This is a genomic window from Streptomyces sp. H27-H1, assembly GCF_026627445.1.
GTDB lineage: Bacteria > Actinomycetota > Actinomycetes > Streptomycetales > Streptomycetaceae > Streptomyces.
The window spans coordinates 1-26,663 of the sequence record NZ_JAPNLJ010000066.1; the positions used below are offsets into that span (position 1 = coordinate 1).

The 26,663-nt window shown below is 69.7% G+C and carries 21 protein-coding genes and 4 pseudogenes; 13 read left to right on the forward strand and 12 right to left on the reverse strand.

The genetic code is table 11. The features are described from left to right. Positions 1–37: 37 nt before the first annotated feature. On the reverse strand, positions 38–2,035 hold the full coding sequence (locus OTB20_RS37730; protein ID WP_267824460.1) for an RICIN domain-containing protein: 1,998 nt from the start codon (positions 2,033–2,035) through the stop codon (positions 38–40). A gap of 497 nt (positions 2,036–2,532) precedes the next feature. Continuing rightward, complete coding sequence (locus tag OTB20_RS37735) at positions 2,533–3,153, reverse strand: DnaB-like helicase N-terminal domain-containing protein (protein WP_267824461.1); 621 nt, start codon at positions 3,151–3,153, stop codon at positions 2,533–2,535. Between the two features lie 383 nt (positions 3,154–3,536). Here OTB20_RS37735 and OTB20_RS37740 point away from each other — a divergent pair, with 383 nt between their 5' ends. Further along, on the forward strand, positions 3,537–3,740 hold the full coding sequence (locus OTB20_RS37740; RefSeq protein WP_267824462.1) for a cold-shock protein: 204 nt from the start codon (positions 3,537–3,539) through the stop codon (positions 3,738–3,740). 77 nt (positions 3,741–3,817) lie between these two features. On the opposite strand, the gene OTB20_RS37745 is transcribed toward OTB20_RS37740, so the two are convergent. Further along, positions 3,818–4,123, reverse strand: coding sequence for a carbohydrate-binding module family 14 protein (locus tag OTB20_RS37745; protein WP_267824463.1), 306 nt, complete (start codon positions 4,121–4,123; stop codon positions 3,818–3,820). Positions 4,124–4,537: 414 nt separating this feature from the next. Beyond that, a pseudogene (locus OTB20_RS37750) lies at positions 4,538–4,941 on the reverse strand (transposase family protein); the annotation flags it as partial. A 28-nt stretch (positions 4,942–4,969) separates the two neighbouring features. On the opposite strand from OTB20_RS37750, the gene OTB20_RS37755 reads away from it, so the two are divergent. Further along, positions 4,970–5,620: a methylglyoxal synthase gene (locus OTB20_RS37755; RefSeq protein WP_267824464.1), complete on the forward strand. Its 651-nt coding sequence runs from the start codon at positions 4,970–4,972 to the stop codon at positions 5,618–5,620. Positions 5,621–6,252: 632 nt separating this feature from the next. Next, positions 6,253–6,603, forward strand: a complete 351-nt coding sequence (locus OTB20_RS37760; protein WP_267824465.1) for a hypothetical protein — start codon at positions 6,253–6,255, stop codon at positions 6,601–6,603. Here OTB20_RS37760 and OTB20_RS37765 read toward each other — a convergent pair. Beyond that, positions 6,598–8,229 carry a carboxylesterase/lipase family protein gene (locus tag OTB20_RS37765; RefSeq protein ID WP_267824466.1) on the reverse strand — a complete coding sequence of 544 codons (1,632 nt, stop codon included), beginning with the start codon at positions 8,227–8,229 and terminating at the stop codon, positions 6,598–6,600. The genes OTB20_RS37760 and OTB20_RS37765 overlap by 6 nt on opposite strands. A gap of 376 nt (positions 8,230–8,605) precedes the next feature. Here OTB20_RS37765 and OTB20_RS37770 point away from each other — a divergent pair, with 376 nt between their 5' ends. Genes OTB20_RS37770 through OTB20_RS37790 form a run of 5 tightly spaced genes read left to right on the forward strand, consistent with a single transcriptional unit; the run spans position 8,606 to position 13,046 of the window. After that, the gene (locus tag OTB20_RS37770; protein WP_267824467.1) at positions 8,606–9,730 is read left to right on the forward strand and encodes an ABC transporter substrate-binding protein; all 1,125 of its coding nucleotides are present in this window, start codon (positions 8,606–8,608) and stop codon (positions 9,728–9,730) included. A gap of 13 nt (positions 9,731–9,743) precedes the next feature. Next, entirely contained in the window at positions 9,744–10,610 is an 867-nt protein-coding gene (locus OTB20_RS37775) for a branched-chain amino acid ABC transporter permease (RefSeq protein ID WP_267824468.1), read from the forward strand. Then, complete coding sequence (locus OTB20_RS37780) at positions 10,607–11,584, forward strand: branched-chain amino acid ABC transporter permease (RefSeq protein WP_267824469.1); 978 nt, start codon at positions 10,607–10,609, stop codon at positions 11,582–11,584. The genes OTB20_RS37775 and OTB20_RS37780 overlap by 4 nt, the downstream gene beginning before the upstream one ends. Then, positions 11,581–12,342 carry an ABC transporter ATP-binding protein gene (locus OTB20_RS37785; protein WP_267824470.1) on the forward strand — a complete coding sequence of 254 codons (762 nt, stop codon included), beginning with the start codon at positions 11,581–11,583 and terminating at the stop codon, positions 12,340–12,342. The genes OTB20_RS37780 and OTB20_RS37785 overlap by 4 nt, the downstream gene beginning before the upstream one ends. Continuing rightward, the gene (locus OTB20_RS37790) at positions 12,339–13,046 is read left to right on the forward strand and encodes an ABC transporter ATP-binding protein (protein WP_267824471.1); all 708 of its coding nucleotides are present in this window, start codon (positions 12,339–12,341) and stop codon (positions 13,044–13,046) included. The genes OTB20_RS37785 and OTB20_RS37790 overlap by 4 nt, the downstream gene beginning before the upstream one ends. Positions 13,047–13,423: 377 nt before the next feature. Here OTB20_RS37790 and OTB20_RS37795 read toward each other — a convergent pair whose 3' ends face one another. From OTB20_RS37795 to OTB20_RS37810, 4 genes are all read right to left on the reverse strand, one after another. Further along, positions 13,424–13,738, reverse strand: coding sequence for a hypothetical protein (locus OTB20_RS37795; RefSeq protein ID WP_267824472.1), 315 nt, complete (start codon positions 13,736–13,738; stop codon positions 13,424–13,426). Between the two features lie 356 nt (positions 13,739–14,094). Next, positions 14,095–15,267, reverse strand: a complete 1,173-nt coding sequence (locus tag OTB20_RS37800; RefSeq protein WP_267824473.1) for an alpha/beta hydrolase — start codon at positions 15,265–15,267, stop codon at positions 14,095–14,097. Next, positions 15,249–16,403, reverse strand: coding sequence for a serine hydrolase domain-containing protein (locus OTB20_RS37805; RefSeq protein WP_267824474.1), 1,155 nt, complete (start codon positions 16,401–16,403; stop codon positions 15,249–15,251). Before OTB20_RS37805 ends, OTB20_RS37800 begins: the two co-directional genes overlap by 19 nt. Before the next feature lie 88 nt (positions 16,404–16,491). Continuing rightward, entirely contained in the window at positions 16,492–16,962 is a 471-nt protein-coding gene (locus OTB20_RS37810) for an RICIN domain-containing protein (RefSeq protein ID WP_267824475.1), read from the reverse strand. 226 nt (positions 16,963–17,188) lie between these two features. Here OTB20_RS37810 and OTB20_RS37815 point away from each other — a divergent pair. After that, positions 17,189–17,522 (forward strand): annotated as a pseudogene (locus OTB20_RS37815) (transposase); the annotation flags it as partial. A gap of 141 nt (positions 17,523–17,663) precedes the next feature. Here the strand turns inward: OTB20_RS37815 and OTB20_RS42965 are convergent. The 3 genes and pseudogenes from OTB20_RS42965 to OTB20_RS37830 all read right to left on the reverse strand — a co-directional run. Continuing rightward, positions 17,664–17,708 (reverse strand): annotated as a pseudogene (locus OTB20_RS42965) (hypothetical protein); the annotation flags it as partial. Between the two features lie 532 nt (positions 17,709–18,240). Then, entirely contained in the window at positions 18,241–19,842 is a 1,602-nt protein-coding gene (locus OTB20_RS37825; protein WP_267824476.1) for a hypothetical protein, read from the reverse strand. Positions 19,843–20,191: 349 nt separating this feature from the next. Then, a pseudogene (locus OTB20_RS37830) lies at positions 20,192–20,315 on the reverse strand (transposase); the annotation flags it as partial. A 198-nt stretch (positions 20,316–20,513) separates the two neighbouring features. Between OTB20_RS37830 and OTB20_RS37835 the strand changes: the two are divergent. From OTB20_RS37835 to OTB20_RS37850, 4 genes are read left to right on the forward strand one after another with little or no spacing between them, the layout of a single operon-like run. Then, positions 20,514–21,500: an alpha/beta hydrolase gene (locus OTB20_RS37835; RefSeq protein WP_267824477.1), complete on the forward strand. Its 987-nt coding sequence runs from the start codon at positions 20,514–20,516 to the stop codon at positions 21,498–21,500. A gap of 38 nt (positions 21,501–21,538) precedes the next feature. Next, positions 21,539–23,077: a peptidoglycan DD-metalloendopeptidase family protein gene (locus OTB20_RS37840; RefSeq protein ID WP_420716576.1), complete on the forward strand. Its 1,539-nt coding sequence runs from the start codon at positions 21,539–21,541 to the stop codon at positions 23,075–23,077. 11 nt (positions 23,078–23,088) lie between these two features. Continuing rightward, positions 23,089–24,555, forward strand: coding sequence for a hypothetical protein (locus OTB20_RS37845; protein ID WP_267824479.1), 1,467 nt, complete (start codon positions 23,089–23,091; stop codon positions 24,553–24,555). A gap of 27 nt (positions 24,556–24,582) precedes the next feature. Continuing rightward, a complete protein-coding gene (locus OTB20_RS37850) occupies positions 24,583–26,610 on the forward strand; it encodes a family 43 glycosylhydrolase (protein ID WP_267824480.1) in 2,028 nt (675 codons plus the stop codon). Positions 26,611–26,663: the final 53 nt, after the last annotated feature.

A 26,663-nucleotide genomic window follows, 5' to 3' on the forward strand; every position in this document is an offset into this window, starting at 1 on the left:
CCCCCCCCCGGGGGGGGACTTCAGGGGGCTGTCGGGGTCAGCCGACCTTCTGCACGGCCCAGACCTGTGGGGCCCGGCCGTCCGCGCGCTGGAGGTCGAGCAGCCAGTTCCCGTAATAGGGACGGCTGCTCACGGTCAGCGCGAAGCCGCCGCTCGGGTCGGTGACGCTCAGCGCGCCACCGCGGGTGGTCAGCTTCCAGCTCTGTGCACCGGCGCGGCCGCAGGGCTGCTGCGCGACCCACATGCCGGCGGCGGGAGTACCGGCCGGCTGCAGGCACTTGCCGGAGACCGCGGAGCGGATGCGGACCAGCCCGCCGCCCGCGTCGTCGAAGTACCACTGCTGCTGCGCGTACCCGTTGGAGCGCGCCCCGACGAGCACGGTGCCGTCGGCGCCGCGCCCGCCCCACACCTCGGCGGCCATGCCGGTGCTGCCGTTCCCGAGCAGATACCGGGTCCCGGGGATTGTCACGCCGCCGCCCGTGCCCTTCGTACGGAAGGACGTGGCCTTGCCAGCTCCACTGTCCCGGCCGGCGTTGTCGCGGACGGAGACGGCGACCGTGTAGGAGGTGCCGGGCCGGAGGTTGTAGACGCGGAGCACCGGGGACTGGACCCAGCCCAGGTGCTTGCCGTTCAGCAGGACCTGGTACCAGGCTGCTCCCTCGACCTTGGGCCAGCTCACGACGGCGGAGTCCGACTGGATCTGGCCGACCGTCACGGCCGGTCCGCCTGTGGGATTCTTGGTCGGGCTGGGCGTCGGCTTCTTGGTCGGCGAGGGGCTCGGGTTCGGACTGGGATCGGTGCCGCCGCCGCCCTTGTTCTTCATCAGGAACTGGTTGTCGGCGATGTTCCAGTGCGTGGCCAGGTAACTGCCGGCCTTGGGGCTGGTGTGGAAGTAGTCGTCGTGGTTGCAGTCCAGGATGTTCTCGGAGGCCTGGTTGGTGCAGACGTTGCGCATCTGCGGGTAGTACGGGGTGTCCGAATAGCACATGACGTCGAACTCGTCGGTGCAGTGCGCGCCGCGGCTGGTGTTCGGGGCGCTGTTGTTGACCGCGCCCAGGTTGTGGCCGAGTTCGTGCGCCGCGGTGTGGCCGCCCCAGCAGCCGGAGTCCGTCCGTCCGTACGAGGGACCGAAGTTGCTGAGGTTGGCCTGGCCGGGCCGCTCGTCGCCGTTGAAGGTTCCTATGCCGCAGTAGACCTTGGTGTCCGCGAAGATCATGTACTTGCGGTCGCGACGGTCGAGCCCCTTGCCGGCGAGCGCGGCGTTGGTCGCGCTGAATTCCGCGAGTGCGGAGTCCGGGAGCTCGATGTTGAGCACGGTCGGGGTGCAGTCGGCGGCCGTCACGTAGCGGATGTGCCGGACCCCGCCGGTCTCCTGGGCGCTGGCGGCGTAGATGAGGTCGGCGTCGGCCGCCCATTTGCGGAACGAGGCCACGTACTCGGGGTAGCGGTCACGGCCGGGGCCGTGGACGTACACGACCTGGACGCGGTTGTCCGTGCTGCCGTCTCCTTCGCACTGGACGGTCTGACCCGCGGGGCCGGCGGCGACGGCCTGGCCGGCGGCCGAGGGCGCGGGCGCTGCGGACTTGTCGGCCGCGCGGTCGGCGTCGGCCGCGGGCGCGTCCTGAGGACGCCCGCCGCCTTCGCCGGCCGCCGGGTCGTCGGCGGCGGGACGGGCCGGATCGGCCGCCGGCGCCGCGGCCTTGACGGCGGGCGCGATGTCCTTCGTTATGTCGACGCCCTTGGGCGGGGCGTCGGGGCCGTGGGTACACAGACCCGCGCCGGTTCGGTAGACGCCGGCACACCGGTCGCCCTTCGGCGCGGGGGCGAGGCCGTCGTAGACCATGCCGCGAGTGCTCTCGTTGGCGGGCGTGGCCGCGAGGGGTGCGGGCTCCTGGTCCCGGGCGGGCGCGGCGGCCGGTGCGACGGCCTCCGTACCGGCTTGTACGGACACGGCCTGGGCATCATCGCCCAGTCCGGAGTAGGCGATGCCGGCGGCGATCACCGCGGCCGAGGCCATGGCGGTGGTGAGGAGCATCAACCGCCGCGGCCTCCGGCGGTGTTCACGCCGTCTGCGTCGTCCTGTCATGGGCACCTCAAGTAAACGTCGGATGAGTGGGTGCGCGGAAGCCTGCCAGACGAATGCGGCCGAGAATTCGGACAAAGAGGGGCGTGGTTCGAGAAATCTTTCCGTGACCTGTCCGTCAGATCTGATGAACACTCAATAAGCAATAAAACAAGGCGAGTTACGCGCGTCACGTGGTATTGGTCCAGGCCTTATCGGGGGTAGTCGTTATCTGATCGAGATAACAAGTGGTGCCTTATTGACGGGAATTCAGTCAAGGATTCACCTAATTGCTACCTGTCGAATTCGCTCGATTACGACCCGTGAGGAAGGCGCTGCCCGGTCGGCTCGGCGGAACACGGAGGCGTGCTCCACGGCCCACCGACGGAACGTCCGGGCTCGCGGCGGCCCATCGGCCGATGTGCGTGGCGGGATGGGCTCGGGCAAGACGGCAGCTGCGACGAGCGCCATCAGCTCGGCGGGGGCCAGGCCTGGACGACGAGTCCGCGGTGCTGGGCCCCCCACAGCGCGGTGACCGGGTCGACGGGGTCTCCCCGGTGGGCCAGGGCGGACACGCAGTGGAACAGGTAGGCGTGTAGGGGGAGGGCGAAGTCGCCCGGTTGCAGCCACCGCGTCCGTGCGACCTCGGCGGGGTGCGCCGTCGCCGAGGCCAGCAGCAGCCGTTCCTCGGACAGAGCTTCCTCGCCCGTATCCCTCCGCACCGAGGCGGGCAGTGGGGTGCGTGGAAGGGAGCCGGAGTGCGGGGCGAACTGCCCGGCCATCTCGTCCAGGACGGCGGCGAGGGCGTCGGCTTGGATGAGGACGGTGGCGGCCGGGTTCGGCAGGCCAGGGTCGGTGGCCGTTTGGGCCAGCTGTTCGGCGTGCCGGCGTAGGGTGCGCCGGGCGTGATCGGCCCGCACCATCCGCGCGTACGCTCCCGCGTGCTCGGGCGCCGGGCAGGCTTGGACCAGGGTGTGGAGGTGGGGGGCGGTCAGGCCGGGGGCCTCGGGCCGTGCCGCATTGAGGAGGGTGTTCAGCCAGATGGGGCTGGTGGTGTGCTCGGCGGGTGCTGGCGGTGGTGTGCCGAGCATGGCGGCTGGACGGCACCCTGCGCGTCAGCACCCACAACGGCAGCACCTGGGCCGCCCCCATCGAGCCGCAGACCGGCGGCTACGACACACCCGCCCTCATCACCCGCCCAGGCTCCGTCCAAGCCTCTACCGGTAGACCCTCCGCCCGTGGCTGCGGAACCACCCCGCACCGCACGTCGGCAGCCCCGCGTGAGTGACCTCCTTCACCGGGCCTCGACCGCTGCTCCCTCCAGCCGGACCTGCTGGTCTTTCGCAGTGCCCTCGAACTCCGCCGGGGGAGGGTTCGGGGGCAGTGGAGCAGGGCAGTGTGCAGACGCCGGAGTAGCGGTCGATTGCGGTGGGGGCGGGTTCGCCCCGCGGAAGACAGCAAAGGATGCGTCGGGATGGCTACAGGCACGGTGAAGTCGTTCAACAGTGAGAAGGGCTTCGGGTACATCCAGCAGGACGGTGGAGGGCCGGACGTATACGCCCACTTCACCGCAATCCAAGGCGGGGGCTTCAGGGAGCTGACGGAAGGCGAGCCCATCGAGTTCGACATCACTGACGGCCCCAACGGCCCCCAGGCAGCGAACATCCAGAGGCTGTAAGCGCAAGCCTGTCCGGGGGCCGGCGCGTCGAGCTGCCGGCCCACCCGGGCGTGTTCCTGCGGGGAGAGGAAGCGGCTTCAGAACAGGATGGGCGGGGACTCCCGAGCTTCGGTGGCGGTCAGGCATGCGTCCACGGACGCGACGTAGTACGTCGTCTCGCCCTGGTACGTCGGGAAACAGCTCTGCTCGTAGGCGTACTCCTGAGCCACGCATGACATGAATTTCGTCGGGTTGCTGGGGTGGGGATAGTTGCCGTCGGCCCGGCCCTCGCAGGAGAAGGGCGCCGGGGCCTGGAGCGCGGCCGGTTGCTGCGCCCCCGCGGCGGAAGCAGCGGCGAGCACGGCAATGCCGCTCAGGGCGAGGCTCGTAAGGATCTTGATCACACCCCGTACAACGCAACATACGACGAGAAGTCGCGGGTCATCACCCGAGCGGGGCGGGAGGTGTTAGCCGCGCGGTGTGGCAGCGGCCGCAGGGGAAGGCGACCGTTACGGCTTGCGTACCGTCGGCGACGTCCTCGATGTACTCCGTCCGCGGCGCCCTTGCCGCCCAGCGATCGAACTCGGGCCCTCGGCGGAGCCGCCGGGGGCTCAGTGTCTCCCTCCACCTTCCGCTGCCAGGGCGGCGAGGTTCTCGTCGACGTGGCCGGTGGGGCAGATGGAGTCGATGAACTGGGGAAGGCTTTGACTGAGCTCCGCCACGAGAGTCTCCCTGGCGGTCAGGCCCTCGCCCTCCGGATATCGCATACCACCGGCATACCGCAGGGATCATGAACCGTCACTGAGCCCTTTTCAACCTCATGTTGAGGCGTGGTGAAGGACGAGGACGGCTTTCACGGACGTCGGTGATGCGGTTGGTGCTGCAGCGGAGCTTTCGCAGGAGGCGCCAGCCCTTGAAGGGTGGTCATGGCCTGTTCTCCGACGCAGCGGATCTTGGCGTGGCTGCTGTTGTGTCGTCGCTTCCAGCGCTTGAGGCGGCGGCCCCGGAAGGGGGCTCGGATGTGGCGGCCGGCGCCTTGGTAGGCCCTGTCGGCCCAGCACTTCAGTCCTGCGGCGGCGAGCGCGTCGACGATGCCGTGGATGCGGGCGGCGGTCAGGTCGTGGGTGGAGCCGGGCAGGGCTGGTGATGCCCGGAGGAGGCGGCCGAACGGGTCGGTGAGGACCTGCACGTTCATGCCGTGCCGCTTGTGTTTTCCCGAGTAGTGCGCCGTCGACTCACTCGCCGACGCGTTGTACCGGGACGGCGACGGCCACATCGACGCCGCCGAGTACGGGCGGATCTTCGGCGCGACGGGCCTGGCCGAGGACACCGCCGCCCTGGCCTTCACGGCGGTGGACGCCGACGGCGACGGCCGCATCAGCCGCCAGGAACTACGCCGGGCTGCCTTGCACCTGTACCCGCTGGCCGACCCCACCTGGCTCACCACCAACGTCCCCACCACCCCGGGGCCCCGCGGGATTGCCCTGGTCGCCCACGACATCCGCAAGGGCGACCTGATGGCCTGGGCCCGCCGGCGCGCGGACGCCCTGCAACCCCACCGCCTCTACGGCACCGGCACCACCGGCACCCTCATCACCCGCCAGATCGGCCTGGACGTCACCGCGCTGCGCAGCGGACCGCTCGGCGGCGACCAGCAGATCGGCGCCCTCGTCACCCAGGGAGAGATCAACCTTCTGATCTTCTTCACCGACCCGCTCTCCTCTCACCCCCACGGCGACGACATCCGCGCCCTGACACGCCTGGCCACCCTCGCCAACATCCCCATCGCGCTGAACTCGGCCACCGCGGACTGGCTCATCGACTCCCCCCACCTCACCGGCAGTTGCGGTGCGCTGCCTGCCCAGAGCGGCCCGCTCACCACAGCGGCAGTGCCCGCCTGAGAACGGCCGACGCCAGGGTGCCGGGGACCGGGCCCGCGACGCCCGCGCAGCAGCCGAGGTGCTGATTTCGTCCTCCAGCAGACGACGGACCGCCCTGTCTGCAGTCTGCAGGGCTCCCGGCCGTCGGGGTCCCGAAGGATGGCGCATGGAAACAGCGCCGGACCCCGGGAGCGCTCGGAGGCTGTCTCGACCCGTTTGGAGAACGCGGGTCCCGGCTGCGGTGAGCGGCTCGTGTCCCGGTGATGGTGATGCAGACCTTCAGGCCCCCTGTGACTGTTGTCCTCTGACGGGCGACCTTGACCGATTGACAAGTGATTGACGAGCGGTGGGTTTCTGCCGAGCGATCTTGACCGGTGGCAGGATTGCTCGGCGCCGTGGAGCCGGGAACTGCCGTGTCAGCGCGAAGACCTACCCCTTCACCGGCACGGAACCGACCGGATGGGATTCGAGGTGGCACTGACCTTGGATGAAGCTGTGGCGCAGCTCGGCCACCGGCTTTCGCCCAAGCGGCGTTCCGCTGCAACGCGCCTGCGTCGGTTTGCCGATTTCGCTGTGGGTCCATCGCTGCTGGAGACCCTCCAGGGGGAGAGGTCCACGACACCCGCACGTGGGAGACCCGGTACCAGATGGTCATGGCTCTCGGAGCATGCGGCCACCGGCCCGCCCTCGGCCTGATCCGGGAACTCGCCCAGCGCCCTTTCGAGGCGACCATGGTGTATGCCGCGCTCGGCGACACCATCATCCGGTTGAGTACGCCGGATGAAACGGCCCATTCCCTGCGCTGGTGTCTGGAGACCAACATCCCGATGCTCGCCGGGGGCGCCCTGCGCGCCGTCGCCGTGCGGCGACCCCTTCTGGACGCGGTCCGGCGGGAGGCCGCGAGCGGGTCCTCGACGACAGTCGGATGGACGGCTCCGGCCCGGTCTCGCGGTGCGCGCTGTCGCGCGACCGAGCGCGGTGTCCGGCCGGAGGAGCGGCTATGAGGCCGTCGACTGGTGCAGGCGGCGCCAGTATCCTGCGAGGTCGCCGGTGGCGGCGGTGACAGTGTCCAGGCTCATCGTGGTGCGGGAGTCCCGCTCGTAGCGCTGCCAGCTCGGCATGGCGTGGTGGTTGGGGTCGCCGGTGCGGACGAAGGAGATCCAGGCCGCGTGCATGGTCGCGGTCAGACCGTCACGGACCCGGGGGTTGAGTCCCGTCAGGAAGGGCGCGTGCGACCACTTGTCGAAGTTGTCGAAGACGAACGGCAGTTCCAGGCAGTGAGCCGCCGCGAGCTGGCCGTTGTGCGCGGGCGTGGGGAGGTCGAACTGGTAGGCCCAGACCGGCCGCTTGCGGGCGGCCCGGCGTTCGGCGAGTGCCAGGGCGGGCATGCGGAACAGGTCGTCGCTGATCAGGTCCATGAGCACGTCCACCGGCCGAGCGCCCGGCCGGGCTTCCTCGTATGCACTGTATGCCTCGGTGGCCCGGTTCCCGAAGGTGTCCCGCACTCTCGGCAGCACCTGGTCCTTGGTCGCGGCGGTGTATGTCTCGTTGAGCGCGAAGGCGAAGTTGGCCTCCTCCCTGGTCCAGCCGATCAGGACGTCGATGTCCGCCCCGGGACCGTCGAGCAGCAGGTCGGAGGGGTGGCGGTCCAGCGTCACCCCGTCGAGTACCGGGAGGTACGGCGTCGCCCAGTAGCCCCAGCGCCCGGTGCGCTTGAACATCTCCACAGTGGCGCCCATCAGCTGCTGCCAGGGCAGCGTCCGCAGCTGCGCCACGTCCTTGACCCCGAGGATCTCCAGGAAGGTGGCGCTGCGCTGCAAGGACTCCGCCGGGGTGGGGATCTGCAGCCCGAGGGGCGGGCTCTGCAGGATGGCGCGCCGGAACAGTGGGCGGCCCTTGGGGCGGGCGCCGGCCAGCGCCGCGACCGACAGCGCGCCACCGGACTGGCCGGCCACCGTGATGTCGTCCGGGTTCCCGCCGAACGCGGCGATGTTGTCGCGGACCCAGCGCAGGGCCGCGAGCTGGTCGGTGAGCCAGAAGTTGCCGCTGGCGCCGTCCTCGCCGAAGTAGAGGTATCCCAGTGGACCGAGCCGGTAGTTGATCGTCACCACGACGAGGTCGCCGTCACGCGCGAAGGTCTCGCCGGAGTAGATGGGCAGTGATCCGGATCCGGAGATGAAGCCACCGCCGTGGATCCAGACCATCACCGGCCGCTTGGCGTTGTCGGCCCGGGGGGTCCAGACGTTGAGCGTGAGGCAGTCCTCGTCGAAGGGCGGCGAGCCGTGCGTTCCGAGCACGGCGTCGCCCCCTTCCCGGTAGAGCTGCGGCGCGCTCGGGCCGAAAGCGGTGGCCTCGCGCGTTCCCGACCAGCCGGGATGGGGCTGGGCCGGCCGCCAGCGTAGGGCGCCGACCGGTGGGGCCGCGTAGGGCACGCCCTTGAAGACTGTGAGGCCTTCCTCGACGGCGCCGCGCAGCTGCCCCGCGGGCAGCGTCACGACGGGCGAGGGGTCGTCTCCTCGCGGGGCGGCCTGCGCCGCCGGGTGCCCGCCCGGGACGCCGGAGAGCAGCGCGGCGCCGACCGACAGGCCGGTGTTCTGGAGGACTTTGCGGCGCGATGGATCGTCGGTCACGGTTCTTCACTCCCTGACTGGTCTAGAGCCCGCCGCCGAAATGGCGTGGCGGAATTTTGACGATGGTCAGTCTTGCGGCATAGATGCGATCGCGGTCAAGAGGCGGGGCAATTTTGGCCTCAAAATCTCGCGATGTATTGACGGGCGTCATAATTGCGCGATAGACACGTGTCACCTCGGATGCTGACCGTCGATCAGCGACGCGCCGCGTGTCCCAGCCTGCAGCCAGGCCACCTCTGAGAGTGGACCTCACCCCCGGACCCCCGGGCACCCCACCAGCAACATCCGGTTCACCAGGGCCGGCTGACAACGTACGGAGTCTCCAATGGCAGGTCGGTTTCGTCCCGTCGGTCTGATCGCCGTCACAACTGGTCTCTTGCTGACCACCGCATGCGGCGGTGCCAGCCTCGGGACCGGCGACGGCGACGAGCAAGGCGGTCCCCTGAAGATCGGGCTCCTCGTCCCGCAGTCCGGGACCTACAAGGCGCTCGGCGACGACATGAAGCAGGGCTTCGAGCTCTACGTCAAGCAGCACGGTGGCAAGCTCGGCGGCCGCGAGGTGGAGATCGTGATCGCCGACGAAGGGGAAACGGCGGACTCCGGCAAGGCGGCGGCGGAGAAACTGGTCAAGCAGGACCGGGTGCTGGCGGTGAGTGGCGTGGTCAGCTCGGCCACCATCAACGGGGTCAAGGACCTCTTCGAGACCAGCAAGGTTCCGCTCGTCGGCTCGAACGCCTCACCGACGACGCTGACCGGCACGCAGTACATCTGGCGCACCTCGTACGTCAACGACGAGCCGGGCAAGGCGCTGGGCAAGCACGTCGCGCAGAACGCCGGAGGTCCGGTCTTCCTGATCGCCGCGGGCTATCAGGCGGGCAAGGACGAGGTGGAGGGATTCAAGTCCACCTTCCTCCCCGCCGGGGGCAAGCTCGCGGGAGGGGAGGTCTACACCCCGTTCCCCGGGACCAAGAACTTCCAGCCGTACCTGGCGCAGATCGAGAACTCGGGCGCGAAGGCGGTGTTCTGCTTCTACGCGGGCGGCGCGGCCGTCGACTTCGTCAAGCAGTACCGGGACTTCGGCTTGGCCGGCGAGATCCCGCTCTACGCACCCGGCTTCCTCACCGAGGGAGGCGTCCTCAAGGGGCAGGGAGATGCGGCCGACGGCATCCTCACATCGCTCAACTACAGTGCGGACCTGGACAACGCGGCCAACAAGCAGTTCGCGCCCGCCTACCAGTCCGCCTACGGCGCCGCCCCGACCACCTACGCGATGGCGTCATGGGACGCGGCGCAGGTCCTCGACAAGGCGATCAAGGAAGCCGGAGGCATCACGACCCCGGAATCGGTCAACGCTGCCATCGCCAAGGTGGGGGAGATAGACAGCCCGCGCGGCACCTGGAAGTTCAACAGCGGTGGCACGCCCGTCCAGCCCTGGTACCTGCGCGAGGTCAAGCAGGGCGCCAACACCGTCACCTCCGAGCTCGGCCGACTGGGCGGCTGACATGCTCGGATGGTTGGACGGCAACTTCGTCAGCGTCATCGACGGGGTCGCCTTCGGTCTGCTGCTGTTCACGATCGCGGTCGGCCTCTCCCTGGTCTTCGGCATGATGGACGTGCTGAACCTGGCCCACGGCACGCTCTACCTCGCGGGCGCATACATCGCCTACACGCTGTCCGACGGGAGCCTGTGGGGGCTACTCCTCGCACTGGCGGCCGGCGCACTGGTCGGCGGCATGGGCGGGGCCGCGCTGACGTTCCTCACTCAGCCGCTGGCCCGGCGCGGGCACCTGGACCAGGCCGTGCTGACCCTCGGCATCACCTTCATCGTCGCAGATCTCCTCGCCGCGGCCTTCGGCGGCGACGTACTGCCCACGGACCCGCCGACGGCACTGCGTGGGACGGTGAGCCTCATCGGTCACACCTATCCGGTCTACCGACTGGTGTTCATCGGGGTAGCGGCAGGTCTCGCGCTCCTCGTCTACCTCGTCTTCGAGCGAAGCTCGCTCGGAGCGCTGGTACGAGCCACCGTCGCCGACCGGGACATGGTTCGCGCGCAGGGAGTCGACGTCCGCAAGGTGCTCTACGGGGTCTTCGCCCTCGGCGCGGCGCTGGCGGCGGCAGGCGGTGTTCTCGGGGCACCGATCCTCGGTCCCGGGCCGGGCGTCGACGAGACCGTGCTCGTCCTCTCGCTCGTCGTCGTGGTCGTGGGCGGCCTCGGATCCGTGCGCGGCGCGCTCGCCGGAGCGCTACTCATCGGCCAGGTGCAGACCCTCGGGGTGGCGCTGCTCCCCGAGTACGCTCCTTTCCTCCTCTTCGGCACCATGCTGCTCGTGCTCGTGGTCCGCCCGAACGGGCTGGTCCCTTCGGCGGTGCGGGCATGAGCCCGTCCGGAGTCACCCTTTCCGCCACGCGGCGGGTTTCCTTGGCTGCCGTGGTCGCCGGACTCGCCCTGGCCCCCTTCGTCCTCGGCTCGTACGCCATCGGCACGCTGTCGCGAATCCTGGTGTTCGGGCTTCTTGCCCTCAGCGTGAACCTGCTCACCGGCCTGACCGGACTGCCGACCCTCGGCCAGTCGGCCTACTTCGGAGTCGGCGCCTACACCGCCGCGATCGTGGCGACGAGGCTCACCGACATCGGGATCCTCCAGCTCCTCATCGCCGCAGGCGTCTCCGCGCTGGTGGGCGTGCCGACCGGGTGGCTGGCGGTGAGAGCTCGCGGTGTGGTCTTCCTGATGCTGACACTGGCCATCGGAGAGATCGTCTACAGCGCCGCTGTCAACTGGAAGTCGCTGACGAACGGGACCGATGGCCTGTCTGGTGTCCCGCCCGTCGTGCCGTTGCCCGGCATGCCCGCACTGGCGCTGGACGGGCTGGTGTACTTCTACGTGCTGGCCGTGTTCCTGCTGTTCTTCACGGCCGTCTCCCGCCTGGGTTCGACTCCGTTCGCCCTGGCCCTGCGCGGCATCCGTGACAACGAGCCGCGGATGAAGGCGATCGGATATCCCACTCAGCGGTACGCCCTGACCGTCTACTGCGGCGCCGCGGCACTGGCCGGCGCCGCCGGAGCCCTCTGGGTCTCGGTACAACGGTTCGTCTCGCCCGGCGACGCCGGATTCGAGATTGCAGCCCTCGCGCTGCTGGCCGTCGTCATCGGGGGGTCCGGCTCGATGTGGGGGGCCTGCGCCGGCGCCGCGCTCGTCTGGCTCACCCGCGACTACCTCGGAAACCTCGAAGCCGTCGCCGGACGCGGGCCGTTGCTGCTCGGACTGCTTTTCGTCATCGCCGTCTACACGCTGCCCCGCGGGCTGGCCGGTATGCGGATCCCGCTCAAGCTGACCCGGAAGAGGACGGCGTGATTGATCCCGATCTACTGGAACTCCGACAGGTATCAAGGCACTTCGGGTCCTTCCGGGCCCTGGACGACGTCTGCCTCACCGTGAGGGCGGGGGCGCGGCACGCGATCATCGGCCCGAACGGTGCGGGCAAGTCGACCCTGTTCGGCCTGATCTCCGGAACGCTGCCGGTCACCGCCGGATCCATCCTCGTCGACGGCCAGGACATGACCCGGCTACCCGTGCACCGCCGGGTCGAGCTCGGCGTCGCGGCGACGTTTCAGCACTCCAGCCTCTTCATGCGGGAGTCCGTGCTGGAGAACGTCCTCCTCGCCGTCTTGCGCCGGGCCAACGGAGGGCTTGGTGGTCTGCGGAAGGTCAGTGCCCGGCCGCAGGTGCTCGCACAGGCGCACGCGCTGCTGGGGCAGGTGGGCCTGCCCACCCGGCACGAGGTCGCGGCGGCCGCGCTCTCGCACGGGGAACGGCGGCAGCTGGAGGTTGCCGTCGCGCTGGCCACCGACCCCCGCCTGCTGCTGCTGGACGAGCCGGCCGCCGGCATGTCGCCGGGGGAGACCGCACGGCTGACCGAACTGATCGCTGCCTTGCCCGCTGAGGTGACCGTGCTCCTCATCGAGCACGACCTCGACATGGTCTTCGAGCTCGCCGACACGGTGACCGTACTGCACCTCGGCAGACACCTGAAGACCGGCACCCCGGGCGAGGTACGGGCTTCCGCCGACGTCCAGACCGCCTACCTCGGCACCGTGGAGGTCTCCTCGTGAAGCCGTTCTTCAGCGTGCGTGAACTGCGCTCAGGATACGCCGGGGGCGTCGTCCTGGACGGTGTCGACCTGGACCTCGACGCGGGAGGGATCGTCGCCGTCCTCGGTCGCAACGGGGTCGGGAAGACCACCCTCATCTCGACCGTCATGGGCTTCGTCAGGCCCTACGAAGGCAGCGTCGTCCTCGACGGCCGGGAGATCGCCCGAGCCCGCGTCGACGTCATCGCCCGGGCCGGGGTCGGGGTCGTCCCGCAAGGGCGCCGGGTGTTCGCGCCGCTGACCGTGGCCGAGCACCTGGCGATCGCCTCGGGGCGCCCGGCGCCGGGCCCGTGGACGAGGGCCCGTGTCCTTGACCTGCTGCCTCGGCTGGGGGAGCGGCTCGGGCATCGCGGGAACGAGCTCTCCGGCGGGGAACAGCAGATGCTTGCCATCGCCAGGGCCCTGCTGCGCAATCCACGGCTGCTGCTGCTCGACGAGCCGTCCGACGGTCTCGCTCCCGCGATCGTCTCCCAGGTCGGAGAGGTGATCCAGGAGGTCGCCGCGCAGGGCATGTCGGTCGTCCTCGTCGAGCAGAACCTCGGGCTCGCCTTCTCGGTCGCCAAGAACATCGCAGTCATGCAGAAGGGCCGAATCGTCCACCAGGCTGCCTGCGCGGAGTTCGCCTCCCGTCCCGAAGACCGACGGCGCCTGCTGGGCGTCGACTGACGAGGTGGACCGGGAGCGTCCCTCACCCGGAGGTCCGTGGCCCCTTCTTCCGATCGGAAGTTGTTCTCCGCGCCCGGCCGGATGGTGGTGCCCGTAGCCGACGCCGGTGAAGCCCTGCGCGCCGGTCGGGCTCTGGCTGATGACGGCGGCCACGGCTCGCGCGCGCGAGCCGGTCGGTCGGTAGAACGGCCGCCGACTCTTGCGCGTCCTGTCTTTGCGTGTCAGTCGGCTCTGGAGGGCCGGTCAGCCGGGCGGGGCCAGCGGTGAAGGGCGGCTACTCTCCCCGAGGAAGCTCCCCGTCGAACTCCTGCGCTTCCTCGAACGCGCCACCGACCACCAGCAACAACAGGCTCCGCACTCACCCAGCCAGGCCATCCCTAGAAGAGCTGCTCGTGCTCCGGCAGATCAAAGACCACGAGCTCCTTGCACTTCACGCCAGCCAGCAGCTTGGCCTCGGCCTCGTTCCGGACGAACACCGTCAGCTGGCCGACCGCGTTCGATGGCACGAGCAAGCCGGGGCAAGGCCGGGCCACCCCGTACACGTACCCGTCCACCGTGAACAGGGGAGCGCCGTGGCCGTAGCGGGGATCCGTGTAGGGCTCGTCCGGGATACGTAGCTGCGCGTTGTCCGCTCCCGTCGCCAGCCCCGCTTCTTCCGTGACCCGCTTCCTCTTCTCCTGGCGCTGGCGCATCAGGTCGTGCTCGGCCTGGAGGCGGGCCGACTTGGCCGACGTCCACCCCCCACCGAACGAACACCGGCAGCGGCGTCGTCCGCACCCCCCCCACGCGCCGAAACTCCAGTCGAACGCGGCGACACCATCATCCACCGCCCACTCTCCGCCGGCCTCCCGTCGGAGGCCGGGCATGGGCCGTCCATCCCCCGCTGAGGGCCTGCCCGATGACGAAGAGTGCGCTCGGGCCCAGGATCAGCGACATCGCGCCGTCGCGGACGGGGGTGGGAGGGAAAGCAGATTTCGGGGGCGATGCTCAGCGACTCCACCGGACCCGCTGGTGTGGGCCCGGTGGAGTGGGGATGAGCGGGGGTGCTTCAGCCGGCCTGGGTGAACTCGTTCACGAGGCGGGGGATGTAGTCGGCGAGGGCCGGCGCCCAGCAGCCGTAGGTGTGATCGCCCTTGCAGGTGGGCGACAGGGCGGAGCCGTTGCCGTAGTTGACGAAGCGGTTCGGGATGCCCAGTTGGTTCAGGCGGTTCGCGACGTTGGTGGAGGCGACCGCCGTCTTGCCGTCGATCAGACCCTGGTTGCCGGTGTAGAGGGTGACCCCGGTGTCGGCGAGCTTGCCCAGGTTGGCGAGCGAGGAGGGGTTGACCTCGTTCCAGATCCGGTCGTTGAAGATCGCGTACGGCGAGCCGAAGATCGCGTCGCTGTCCACCACCGGCCCGTAGCCGGTGCAGTTGCCGGTACCCGAGGTGGTGGAGGCGCACCAGGCGCCGGTCAGGTTGAGCTCCGTGGCCAGGACCGCGGCACGGACCTCCCACAGGCCGAAGTCGATGCCCCCGGACAGGGAGGCGACGCGCCCGAACAGGTCGGGGCGGGCCTGGGCGTAGTGCAGGGCCCCGAAGCCGCCCATGGACAGGCCGACGATCGCGCGGTGGCCGCGGTCGGGCAGGGTCCGCAGGTTGGCGTCGATGAAGGGGACCACCTGCAGGAGGTGGAAGGTCTCCCAGTTCGCGGCGCCCTCGGCGGTGTTCTGCATGCGCCAGTTCGCGTACCAGCCCTTCAGACCGCCGTCCGGTATGACGGTGATCATCCGGTCGTCCCGCAGGGCCGGGGCCGCGGCGGCGTCGTTCACATTGCCGCCGCCGCCGTGCAGGAAGTACGTCACCGGCCAGCGCTTGCCCGGCTCGGCGTAGTAGCCGCTCGGCAGGAAGACGCGTACCTTGTGCCGGCCGGAGAGCTGCGGAGTGGTGACGATGAGGGTGAAGTCGGTCTCGGAGCGCACCTCGGTGGCTCCGGCGACCTGGGTCAGACCCTGCCCGTCGGTGAAGGACGGGATCGTCGGGGCATCGGCGACGCCGACGGCGTGGGCCGCGGAGCCGGTGAGGCTGGTCGCCGCGACCGTCGCCACGGCGGCGGCGGTCAGCGCGGTGGCCCGTATCGCGGCGCGGAAGCCGGCCGCGCCGGTGAGCAGGGATCGCACGGTGGTTCTCTCTTCTGTGAGGATGGTCTTGCGGCGGGTCAGGGTCAGGACGGCGTCTCGCACAGGGCGCTGGTCAGGGTCTTGTACATCTGCGCGCCCGGGATGTTCGTGGCGAGGTGCGCGTTGGTCATGACGGAGGCGTGCCGCCCGTCCTCGGTCACGAGCGTCTGCGAGTAGTAGCCGGGGACGGCTCCATCGTGTCCCCAGGCCGTGCCGCCGCAGGGCAGCGTGATCTTCAGCATCCCGAGGCCGTAGCCGTTCCCCGAGCCGGGCTGCCCGAGCTCGAAGGTCTTCTCCATCTCGGCGAGGTTCGCGGGCGAGAGTGCCGTGCCGTCGACGATCGCCTGGTAGAAGGCGGTCATGTCCCGGAGCGTGGAGATGACGGCGCCCGAGGCGTAGAAGGTGGATGGTTCGAACGCCGTCCCGTCCAACCAGAAGAAGAACGAGCCGATCCGGGTACCGCGGTAGCCGTGGATCGCCGGGCTCGGCACGGCGCGGTCCGTGGGGGAGGGGAAGCGGGTGTGGGCCAGGCCGAGCGGCTGGATCACCTGCTCGGTGACGGCCTGGTGCACGGGCAGGCCGGTGATCTTCTCGATCAGCATGCCGAGGATCTCGTAGTTGGTGTTCGAGTAGTGGAAGGCGGCGCCCGGCTCGGAGGCCGGGGCGAAGCGCAGTCCGTCCTTCACCAGGGCCGCGAGCGTGTACGAGCCGTCCGGGCGGGCCTGCGCGAGCGGGAGGCCGTTCACCGGTATGCCGCTGGTTTGCTGGAGGAGGTGCCGGACGGTGATCCGGTTTCCGTCGTAGCCGTTCATGGAGACCACACCGGGCAGGTGCCGCTCGATGGGGTCGTCGAGGCCGATCCCGTTGGCCTCCGCGAGCTTCAGTACGGCGACGGCGGTGAAGGTCTTCGACTGGCTCCCGACGCGGTAGTACTCGTCCGGGCCGATCGGATCGTTGGTGTTGATGGTTGCCGTGCCGGTGGAGAGGTTCCACGAGGCGTCGCGGGTCCCCGCGTACACGCCCGCCCCGGGACCGCCGCCCGCCTTGAGCTCGTTCAGGGCCGCGAGCGTGGCGGAGTGGTCCGCGGTTGCCCGGGCCGGGGACTGGGCCTGTGCCTGTGCGGCCGTGGGCACCGCCAGGAGCGCACCGGCCACACCGAGGACGAGCGAGAACCGTAACGCGGTCAGCTTCAACTTCATCGAACCTGCTCCTCCTGGAGGGAATCGTCTGCCGTAATTGCCGTAATTGCCGGAAAGGGAGGGGCTTCGACGTGCGTCGCCATCGGGCTCAGGACCAGCTCTGGTACGGAAGGCTGTTGCACGCCCAGGTACGGAAGCCCTGGGAGCTGTCGTCGATGCAGCGCGAGGTGTGCTGGTTCTGGAAGCGGACGGTGCCGTCGTCCCAGACCTTGATCCACCAGCTCTGCTCCGGGCTGGAGTTGCAGACCGCGGTGCGGAAGCCGCTGTTGGTGTCCTCGATGCAGCGGCCGGTGTTGATGTTCATCAACTGGCGCGTTCCGTCACCCCAGACGTGCACGCTCCACTGCTGCGGATTCGAGCCGTTGCAGCTCCAGGTGCGGAAGCCGTTGCTGGTGTCGTCCATGCACCGGCTCGTGGCCTGGTTCTGGAAGGACTGGACGTCGTCGTACGTCCTCGCCTGGCCGACAGGGCCGGAGGTGGCGGCCAGGGCGCCGGTCACCGGGGTGAGGGAGGCGAGGGCAAGGGCCCCGCCGAGCAGAAGTGTTCTCGTGACGCGCATGTGATCCGTCGTCTCCTTCGTGTCCGTGGGACTGGCTGGGCCACAAACTAGGAGTCGAGGGAGGGGGCAGGGCACCCGGAACTATCCGGAGTGACAGAGGGCCTGTGTGATGTCGTGATCAGTTGCCGGGCTCTGCCCCCTTCGCGGGTGAACCCGGTAGGACTGGACTGTGATCGTGGCGCGCAGGCGACTCGCCAATGCTCAGTGGAAGTTCATCGAGCCGTAGCTGCCGATCGGTAGGTACGGCCCGTACCCGGAGCGGTTGCGGGAGCAGTTCGAGGGGGTGATTCGGCGGTCCGCTCCAGTGCGCAGTGGCGGGAGATGCCTGCGAGTTCGGCCCCTGGGCTCGGCCACCGTCTGCGAACGCTTCCGCGTCTGGCCGAACGCCGGTGTCTTCACCGCCCTGCTGAAAAGCCTGACCACCAAGGGTGCCCGCAACGGGAAGAACAGACTTGTCGCTGGTCAAAATGGACTCCACAGCGGTCCGCACCCACCATGACGCCGCGGGGATGCGCGTCAGCAGGCACCTCATGGAGGCCCTGGAAGAAGCCGCGCAGGAGTAGGAAGCCGCCCGGCAGAAAGGCGATGTGGTGTTCTCCTTCTCGTCGCTTTCGGTCGTAGTAGGCGCGTGACTCGGCCTGGGAGCAGGAGGCGAACGCGGCGAGGTGGCCGGCGGTGGCGAAGCCGCTGCCGCCTCCGACGTCGATGGGGATGCGGGCCGCGGTACTGATCCCGATGCCGGGCACGGAGATCAGGACCTGGGAAAGAGGGTGGGTCTCCAGGAGGTCCCCGATCCCTACGGCGAGGAGTTTACGCTGGTCAAGGCACCGCTTGGAGGGAACTGGCGAGGCTGTGGACGATCAGTGCGGCCGCGTCGGTGCCCGGGACGACGACGTTCTGTTCGTCGAGTGCGGTGGAGATGTCCTCGGCCAGCCGTACGGCCGTTCGCAGATCGCCAAGTTGAGCCGATCGCCGTTCTACAGCACGATGTGGCCGTCGCCTTTCCCGAAGGCGAGGAGGTGCCCGTCCGGGCTGAACACGGCGACCTTGGCGCCTGGAAGATCGAGAACCTCTGCACCACGTCCGCGACCGCACTTTCCGGGAGGGCGACTCCAAGATCCGCACCGGACGCGGACCGGGGAACCTGCCGGAGAGCAACCTCTTCCCCGGGCGTCGCTGAAAGGGGCACCTACCGGCCAGCAGTGAACCGGAGCGCATGAAGCGAAGTGTGCGGGGCCGGAGCTCCAGGCGATGCCCCGGCCCCGCCGCCCACCACTGTCAGTTGATCGCGGGGCCGGGGCCGTTAAGCCACGCCCAATGAGCCCAGTCGGAGAAGCCGGTCTGCCAGGTGTGGTAGACGCCCGCATGGCTGGTCCCGAAGACCTCGATGCGGCCGTCGGCGTTGGTGGCGGCGGTGATGTCTGTGCCGCCGGTGCCGATGGTGACCCAGTCACTGAAGGGGGCGTTGATCCCGGCCTGCCAGGCGTGGACGGCGATCTCATTGCTGATCGCGAAAACCTCCACCCGGCCGTCGGCGGTGCGCTCGCTGGTGAGGTTCGAGTTGGCCGGGCCGCCGGTTCTTACCCAGCCTGACCAGGAGGCGGGGCTTTCCTGATATCGGTGGAAAATAGCCTCCGGTCCGGAGGCGAATACCTCAAGACGCCCGTCGGCATTGTGGTCCACCGTCAGATCGTGGCCGCCGCCTCCGAAATGTTCCCATGCGGACCAACCACCGCTGGGGGCGAGCTGGTATTGGTGCTCGAAAACCGTGCCGTTGAGAGCGAATACCTCAAGGCGCCCCTCGGGGGACTTCCCCATTTCCAGACGGGCGTCGACGGGACCACCACCAGTGAATTCCCAGCCCGACCAGCCGGCGTTCGGCGCGGTCTGGTATCTGTGGTACACGCCCTTCGAGCCGGAAGCGAAGACCTCGATGCGGCCGTCGGCATTCGCTCCGGCGGCGACATACCGACCACCGGTGCCGAATCCCTGCCAGCCGGACCAGTCCCTGGACGGGCCGGTCTGATAGATGTGCTGGGCCATATCGGCGTTGATCGCCAGCAGCTCCAGCCGACCGTCGGCGTTGGGCACGATCGTCATCTGCGCGTTTCGCGGACCGCCGAGCGGCCGCCAGGCCGACCAGCCGCCGTTCACCTCGGTCTGCCAGGCGTGGTACACCCCGTCAGCTCCGGCCGCGAAGGTTTCCAGCCGGCCGTCGGCCGACCGTGCCGACACCACACGGCCCGTCTCAGCCGGGCTGACGGCGTGGTGAGAGGGAACCTCGGCAACCCTCTTGTAGCGGTACGGACTGGCGGTGAACAGGCCCCCACTCGTGGTGTAGTTGATCGGCCGCTCGTATCTGACGGACCCCGCCCCGCCCATCTCCTCCATGGTGAAGAAGCGCGTGTGCTCGTGGTTGGCCCAGCCGGCGAACAGCACGACATGTCCCGCGTCGCCGCCGGTTCCCGGCCCGAGAGTGCCGACGGCGTCACCGGGCTTCAGGTCCTCCCAGGCGATCAGGTCCAGGAACTCGGGCAGGGTGACCGTACTGGGGGACCAGGGCAAGTGCAGTGCCATGGAGACGAAGCCCGAGCAGTCGGTGCGGTAGTGCCTGCCTTCCAGGTCCGGGTGGGAGTCGTCCTGGTTGTAGTAGACGTTCAGATCCACCCAGTGCTGGGCGCGGAGAAGGATCTCGTCGCGGGTGATCGGGCCGCCCACGTCCGACTGGATGGGCTGGGCGGAGCGGAGACCGATGCCGTTCCCGGCGGCACTGGCCCCGGATCCCGTCGCGAGGACGTTTGCGCCTGCGAGGGATATCGCAGCCGAAAGTCCACCGGCGGCTCTGAGGAGCGCTCTGCGGGAGGGATGGTGTGCGCTCACAACGGGCTCCTGGTCGGTAGCGGTACGAGGCACTTACGGAAAGGGACCCGCCGCAGTCGCGCCGGGTCACAGTGTGATCGCGCTGAAAGCTACCGAGAGGGACATGGCCCGGGGATCCGGAGAATTACGGATGGTCACCCGCGGCCCCTCCCGCTAAGGCTCGCGATGCTTAGCCCGTCAGGCCCGTCAGGCCCGTCAGGCCCGTCAGGCCCGTCAGGCCCGTCAGGCCCGTCAGGCCCGTCAGGCATAGGGCTTGTGTGATGTTGTGATCATGCGGCGGTCTTGATCAGGTCGTCGATCCAGATCATTGCGGCGCGGAGGTGGAGGCGGTGAGCCCGCCCGGGGACCGAGCCCAGGGGCCGAACTCGCAGGCGTCTCCCGCCACTGCGCACTGGAGCGGACCGCCGGATCGCTCCCTCGAACTGCTCCCGCAACCGCTCCGGGTACGGGCCGTACCTCCTACCGATCGGCAGCTACGGTTCGATGAACTTCCACTGAACATCGGCGAGTTGCCTGCCCGACATCACACAGGCCCTAGAGGACGCGAGCCGGTTCTGTCAGCCCGTAAGGTTCCGGATACTCCTCCCGGGCGGGGATCGCTAGCCTCCGAACCGCCGGTGCCGCTGGGACGGCAGCCGGATCCTCAGTCAGCTCGCCCACAGGAGGTCACCTTGACCACGCAGGACCCCACCCGCAGGAGCATCCTCAAGTCCGTCGGCGGGCTCACCGCCGCGGTGGCCCTCGGAGCCGGCGGCGTTCTCGCGTCTGCGTCGGCGGCCTCGGCGGTCGGCGACGGCCCCGACCTGCACATCACGGAACGCAACGAGCAGGATCACCGGATGTGGTACTACCGGTTCCAGACCTCCGCCATCGGCGGCTGGACCCCGGCCGTCAACGTGCTGCTCCCCGACGGCTACCACACCAGCGGGCGCCGCTACCCCGTCCTCTACCTGCTCCACGGTGGCCTGGAGGACTTCATCACCTTCGACCGGTTCCACGACATCCGGGGTCTGACCGCCTGGAAGGACCTCATCGTCGTGATGCCCGACGGCGGGCGCGCCGGCTGGTACTCCAACGCGCTGAGCTCCAATATCGGCGCCCGGAACTGGGAGCACTTCCACATCGGGCAGCTGATCCCGTGGATCGACGCGAACTTCCGCACCTACGCCGAGTACGACGGCCGTGCCGTCTCCGGGTTCTCCATGGGCGGCTTCGGCGCCCTGAAGTACGCGGCCAAGTACTACGGTCACTTCGCCTCGGTCAGCGCCCACTCCGGCCCGGCCAACCTGCGCGGGGGCAATGGTGACCTGGTGACCCACTGGGCCAACGCCTCCTCCGCCGCCGTGGAACTGAACGGCGGCAGCATCTACGGCGTGCCCTTCTGGGACCAGGCCCGGGTCAGCGCGGACAACCCGTGCGAGCGCATCGAGAGCTACCGGCACAAGCGGGTCTTCCTGGTCGCCGGCACCAGCCCCCAGGACATCCAGGGTTACGCCAACGAGACCCTGGTGCTCGCCACCCAGCGGGAGTTCAAGTGGAACCTCGACCGCGCGGGAATCCCTTACGAGCAGCATGAGGTGGACGGCGGCCACTGGGTCCGCCGGAATTTGCTGCAGGACGACATCAACGGCGTCATCGACCGCCTGCGCAAGGCGTGACGGGGAGACCTCGCATGATGTCCGTCCTTTCCCGAGGCATGTCCGGGCAGCTGCCCGGGCGGGTGTTCGGGCTTCTTCTCGCGCTGACCGTGGTCCTCGCACCGGGGCTCGCCGTCGCCTCACCGGCCGGGGCGCAGACCGATTCCTCCCCGGTCCCGGCCCGGGCCGCCGGCTTCGCCGCCGCCTGCCCGGCGGCCGGCGACATCTCCCAGTACTACAGCTGGGAGCACAACGGCATCGACATAGCCAATGACCACGGCACCCCGATCTACGCGGTCGGCGACGGCGAGGTGACCATCTCGGGATACGAACCCGGCTACGGGCAGTGGATCCGCATTCTGCACCCCGACGGCACCATCACCGAGTACGGCCACATGTACCAGCGGGATGTCCAGGAGGGCGACCGTGTGAGCGCCGGGCAGCAGATCGCGCTGATGGGCAGCGAGGGCCAGTCCAGCGGGCCTCATCTCCACCTTCGGGTCTGGGGGAACGCGGGCGCGTCCGTGCGTGTCGACCCGGTTCCCTATCTGACGGAACGTGGCATCGACATGCCCTGCATACCCGGCAGTCAGCCTGGTCCCGCGCCGTTGGTGTATCCCGCGGAGTCGGGTCGGGTGGTGTCGGCGCGGTCGGTGGATGGGCGTCTTGAGGTGTTCGCGGCGGGGGCCGATGGTGTGCACCATGCGTGGCAGGAGGGTGTCAACGGCGTTTGGTCGGCGTGGGAGTTCATCGCTGGTCCCGAGGGAGCGGAGCTGGCGATCGGGCCGAACGCCGACGGCCGGCTGGAAGTGTTCGCGATCAACGGCCGGATCCTTCAGCACCGGTACCAGACTCAGCTCTCCGGTGGCTGGTCGGGTTGGGAGGACTTCGGCGAGGGTGGCCGTGACATCGCTGTGGGCTCCAATGGCGACGGACGGCTTGAGGTCTTCGCCTCCGGTCCCGAGGACGTGTTCCACCGGTTCCAGACGGCCGCCAACAGTGGCTGGTCGGGCTGGGAGGGGACTGGCGGCGGCCCGGGGAAGAGCCGTATCGAGCTGGCGAAGGCGCCGGACGGCCGGCTTGAGGTGTTCGCCCTCAACGGTGAGGTCTTCGAGCATCTGTACCAGACGTCCGTGAACGGTGGTTGGTCGTCCTGGGAGGGCTTCGGTATCGGTGGTCATGACCTGACCGTCGATCACAATCTGGACGGCCGGCTCGAAGTGTTCGCCTCCGGGCCCGTCGGCGTCTTCCACCGGTACCAGACCAGCTCCACCAGCTGGTCGGGCTGGCAGGAGACCGGTGGTCTGGCGAACTCGCAGCTGACGAGTCAGCGCACGGTGGACGGGCGGGTCGAGGTGTTCGCTCTCAACGGCAGCGATGCCCAGCACATGTGGCAGAGCGGGGTGAACACCGCTTACGGGCAGTGGGAGTCCTTCGGTTCCGGTGGCACGGAGATCACCGCTGTGGCCAATGCCGACGGCCGCATCGAGGTCTTCGGGACCAATCCCACCGGGGTCTACCACCGCTGGCAGACCGGCTTCTCCACCTGGTCCCAGTGGGGCTGGCTCAAGGACACCGCCGGACCCGCGATCAACTGAGGAGAAGCCAGATGAGAGCCACGCAGCGCGCTCGAAGAGCGCCCCACCGCGTCATTCTGTCCGCGTTCGTCTCCCTGTGTGTGGCGGCGGGAATCATGGTCGGCGCCACACAGCCAGCCGCCGCCGCGAGCGGCCTGTGTGCGGAGGTCGGGTACAACGCGGGCTTCCGGGGCGAGAGCCTGGTAACCGCCGTCGCCGTCGCCCTGGCGGAGTCCAGCTGTAATCCGGAGGCGTACAACGTCACGAACAACACGCCCCCGTCCACCGACCGCGGTCTGTGGCAGATCAACGACTACTGGCACGCCGAAGTCAGCGACGCCTGTGCCTACGACGCGCAGTGCAATGCGAACGAGACCTTCCGGATATCCGCCGGGGGCACGGACTGGAGCCCTTGGTCCACCTACAACCAGGGCCACCATCAGCGGCACATGGACACGGCGCGCGCCGCTGTGGACCGCCTTGGCCACCCCGGGCCTGGTCCCGCGCCGTTGGTGTATCCCGCGGAGTCGGGTCGTGTGGTGTCGGCGCGGTCGGTGGATGGGCGTCTTGAGGTGTTCGCGGCGGGGGCCGATGGTGTGCACCATGCGTGGCAGGAGGGTGTCAACGGCGTTTGGTCGGCGTGGGAGTTCATCGCTGGTCCCGAGGGAGCGGAGCTGGCGATCGGGCCGAACGCCGACGGCCGGCTGGAAGTGTTCGCGATCAACGGCCGGATCCTTCAGCACCGGTACCAGACTCAGCTCTCCGGTGGCTGGTCGGGTTGGGAGGACTTCGGCGAGGGTGGCCGTGACATCGCTGTGGGCTCCAATGGCGACGGACGGCTTGAGGTCTTCGCCTCCGGTCCCGAGGACGTGTTCCACCGGTTCCAGACGGCCGCCAACAGTGGCTGGTCGGGCTGGGAGGGGACTGGCGGCGGCCCGGGGAAGAGCCGTATCGAGCTGGCGAAGGCGCCGGACGGCCGGCTTGAGGTGTTCGCCCTCAACGGTGAGGTCTTCGAGCATCTGTACCAGACGTCCGTGAACGGTGGTTGGTCGTCCTGGGAGGGCTTCGGTATCGGTGGTCATGACCTGACCGTCGATCACAATCTGGACGGCCGGCTCGAAGTGTTCGCCTCCGGGCCCGTCGGCGTCTTCCACCGGTACCAGACCAGCTCCACCAGCTGGTCGGGCTGGCAGGAGACCGGTGGTCTGGCGAACTCGCAGCTGACGAGTCAGCGCACGGTGGACGGGCGGGTCGAGGTGTTCGCTCTCAACGGCAGCGATGCCCAGCACATGTGGCAGAGCGGGGTGAACACCCCTTACGGGCAGTGGGAGTCCTTCGGTTCCGGTGGCACGGAGATCACCGCTGTGGCCAATGCCGACGGCCGCATCGAGGTCTTCGGGACCAATCCCACCGGGGTCTACCACCGCTGGCAGACCGGCTTCTCCACCTGGTCCCAGTGGGGCTGGCTCAAGGACACCGCCGGACCCGCGATCAACTGACAGTAAACGTTCCTCTGGAGCCTTCCCGTGCATCCGTTCAGCAGGCGCCACCTGCTGCGCGCGGCCGGAGCGGGAGCCCTCGCGCTCCCGCTCCCGGGCCGTGCCGCGGTAGCGGCCTCCGTCCCAGGTCCGGCGTCCCAGTGGGTGGGCGCCGGTTCCTTCACCCACGTCTACGACCCCTCCACGCCAGGCCGGCGCCGCTACCTCAACGACCACACCCTGATCAGGGCGAACGGCCGGTGGCACCTGTTCAGCATCGTCGGGAACAGCGCGGCGCCCGGCGAGGCACCGGACAGTGCCGCGGAGGTCTCCTTCGCGCACGCCTCAGCGGCCGCCCCGTACGGCCCCTGGACCACCCACGCCGACGCGCTGACCGTCGACCCGGGCTATCACGGCGAGGAGCACCTGTGGGCCCCGCATGTCATCGAGGCCGGCGGCAGGTTCTGGATGTTCTACGCGGGTGGCGGCGCGAGCGGCGCCGCGATCAGCCTCGCCACGTCGGACGATCTGTTCACCTGGACGCGTGAGCCGTCCGGCCCGCTGTTCCGCGGGATCGCGGCCCGCGACCCGATGGTGCTGCGGGCCGGCGGCGAGTGGGTCATGTACTACACGGAACTCTCGCGCCCGGGCGGCCGGCACGTCGTGGCCCACAGGCGCTCCGCCGACCTGGTGCACTGGAGCGAGCCGGGCGTCGCGTTCACCGACGCGACCACGTACGCGACCGTCTCGGTCACCGAGTCGCCGTACGTCGTCGAACGGGACGGCTGGTACTACCTGTTCATCGGTCCGAGGGGCGGCTACGAGGGTACGGACGTGCTGGCGTCCCCGGATCCCTTCCACTTCGACCTCGCCGGGTACGCGGGCCACGTGGCCGGTCACGCCGTGGAGGTGATCGCGGACGGGGAGGCCTGGTACGCCAGCGCCGCGGGCTGGTTCCGTCAAGGGCTGCACGTGGCGCCCCTTCAGTGGCGGGACACACCACCACCGTGGCAGAGCGCGGACAACCCGGTGGCCGGACTCGACGCCACCGGCCGCCTCACGGTGTTCGCGCTCGACGCCTCCGACCACTCGATGCTCCGGCGCGTCCAGCTCGACCCGGACACCGGCACCTGGTCGCCGTGGGAGACGTTCGGCGGGCCGGCCGGTGCGGTGCCCACGCTCGGCCGCAACGCCGGCGGCGCGCTCGAGGTGTTCTCGCTCGCCCCGGAGGGAGCCAACCTGCACCACCGGGCCCAGCGGCCGGACGGCGGCTGGTACGACTGGGAGGAGTTCGGCGGGCCGGCCGGCGCTGCCCCCGCCGTTGCCCGCGACGCCGACGGCAGGCTGGAGGCGTTCGCCCTGAGCCCCGGCGGCGCGTCCGTCGCCCGGCGGCGGCAAGCGGCACCGGGATCCCGGGCCTGGGACCCGTGGGAGGCGGGCTTCGGCGGCGCCGCGGGCGCGCCACCGGTGGTCGCGGCCAACGCCGACGGCCGGCTCGAGGTCTTCGCCCTCGCTCCCGGTGGCGCCGGGATCTTCCACCGGTGGCAGGAGACCCCGGGCGGCGCCTGGACCCCCGCGTGGCAGCGTTTCGGCACCGCGTCCGGCGCCGCGCCGCGCGTGGCCGGGGACGGCAGCGGCCGGCTCACCGTCGCCGCGATCGGACCGTCGGGCGTGGGAACCTTCGGCCGGCGGCAGTCCGTGCCGAACGGAGGCTGGGAGGAGTGGCTGCCGATGTTCGGCTGGAGCGCCGCCGCCCCCGTGTTCGCCGCCAACGCCGACGGCCGCCTCGAGGCGTTCTCGCTGACGCCCGGCGGCGTCCGGCTCGGCCACCGCTGGCAGACCGTCCCCGGTGGAAGCTGGGCTTCCAGCGGGGAGTTCGGGGAGCCCGGGATCAGGCTCGCCGCCACGCCCGCCGTCGCGTCCGATCCCACCGGGCGCACGCACGTCTTCGCCGTCACCACCGAAGGCAGGATGCGCACCCGCGTCCAGGATCGGCCGAGCGGCGGGTGGCGGCCGTGGACGGCCTTCGGCGACCGGACGGTCGCACCCGTCGTATCGGGCCGTCCCGCACTCTGAACCCGGAGTGCGGATCGCGCCACGTGAAAGGGGCGAAAGGGCGCTTCCGCGGG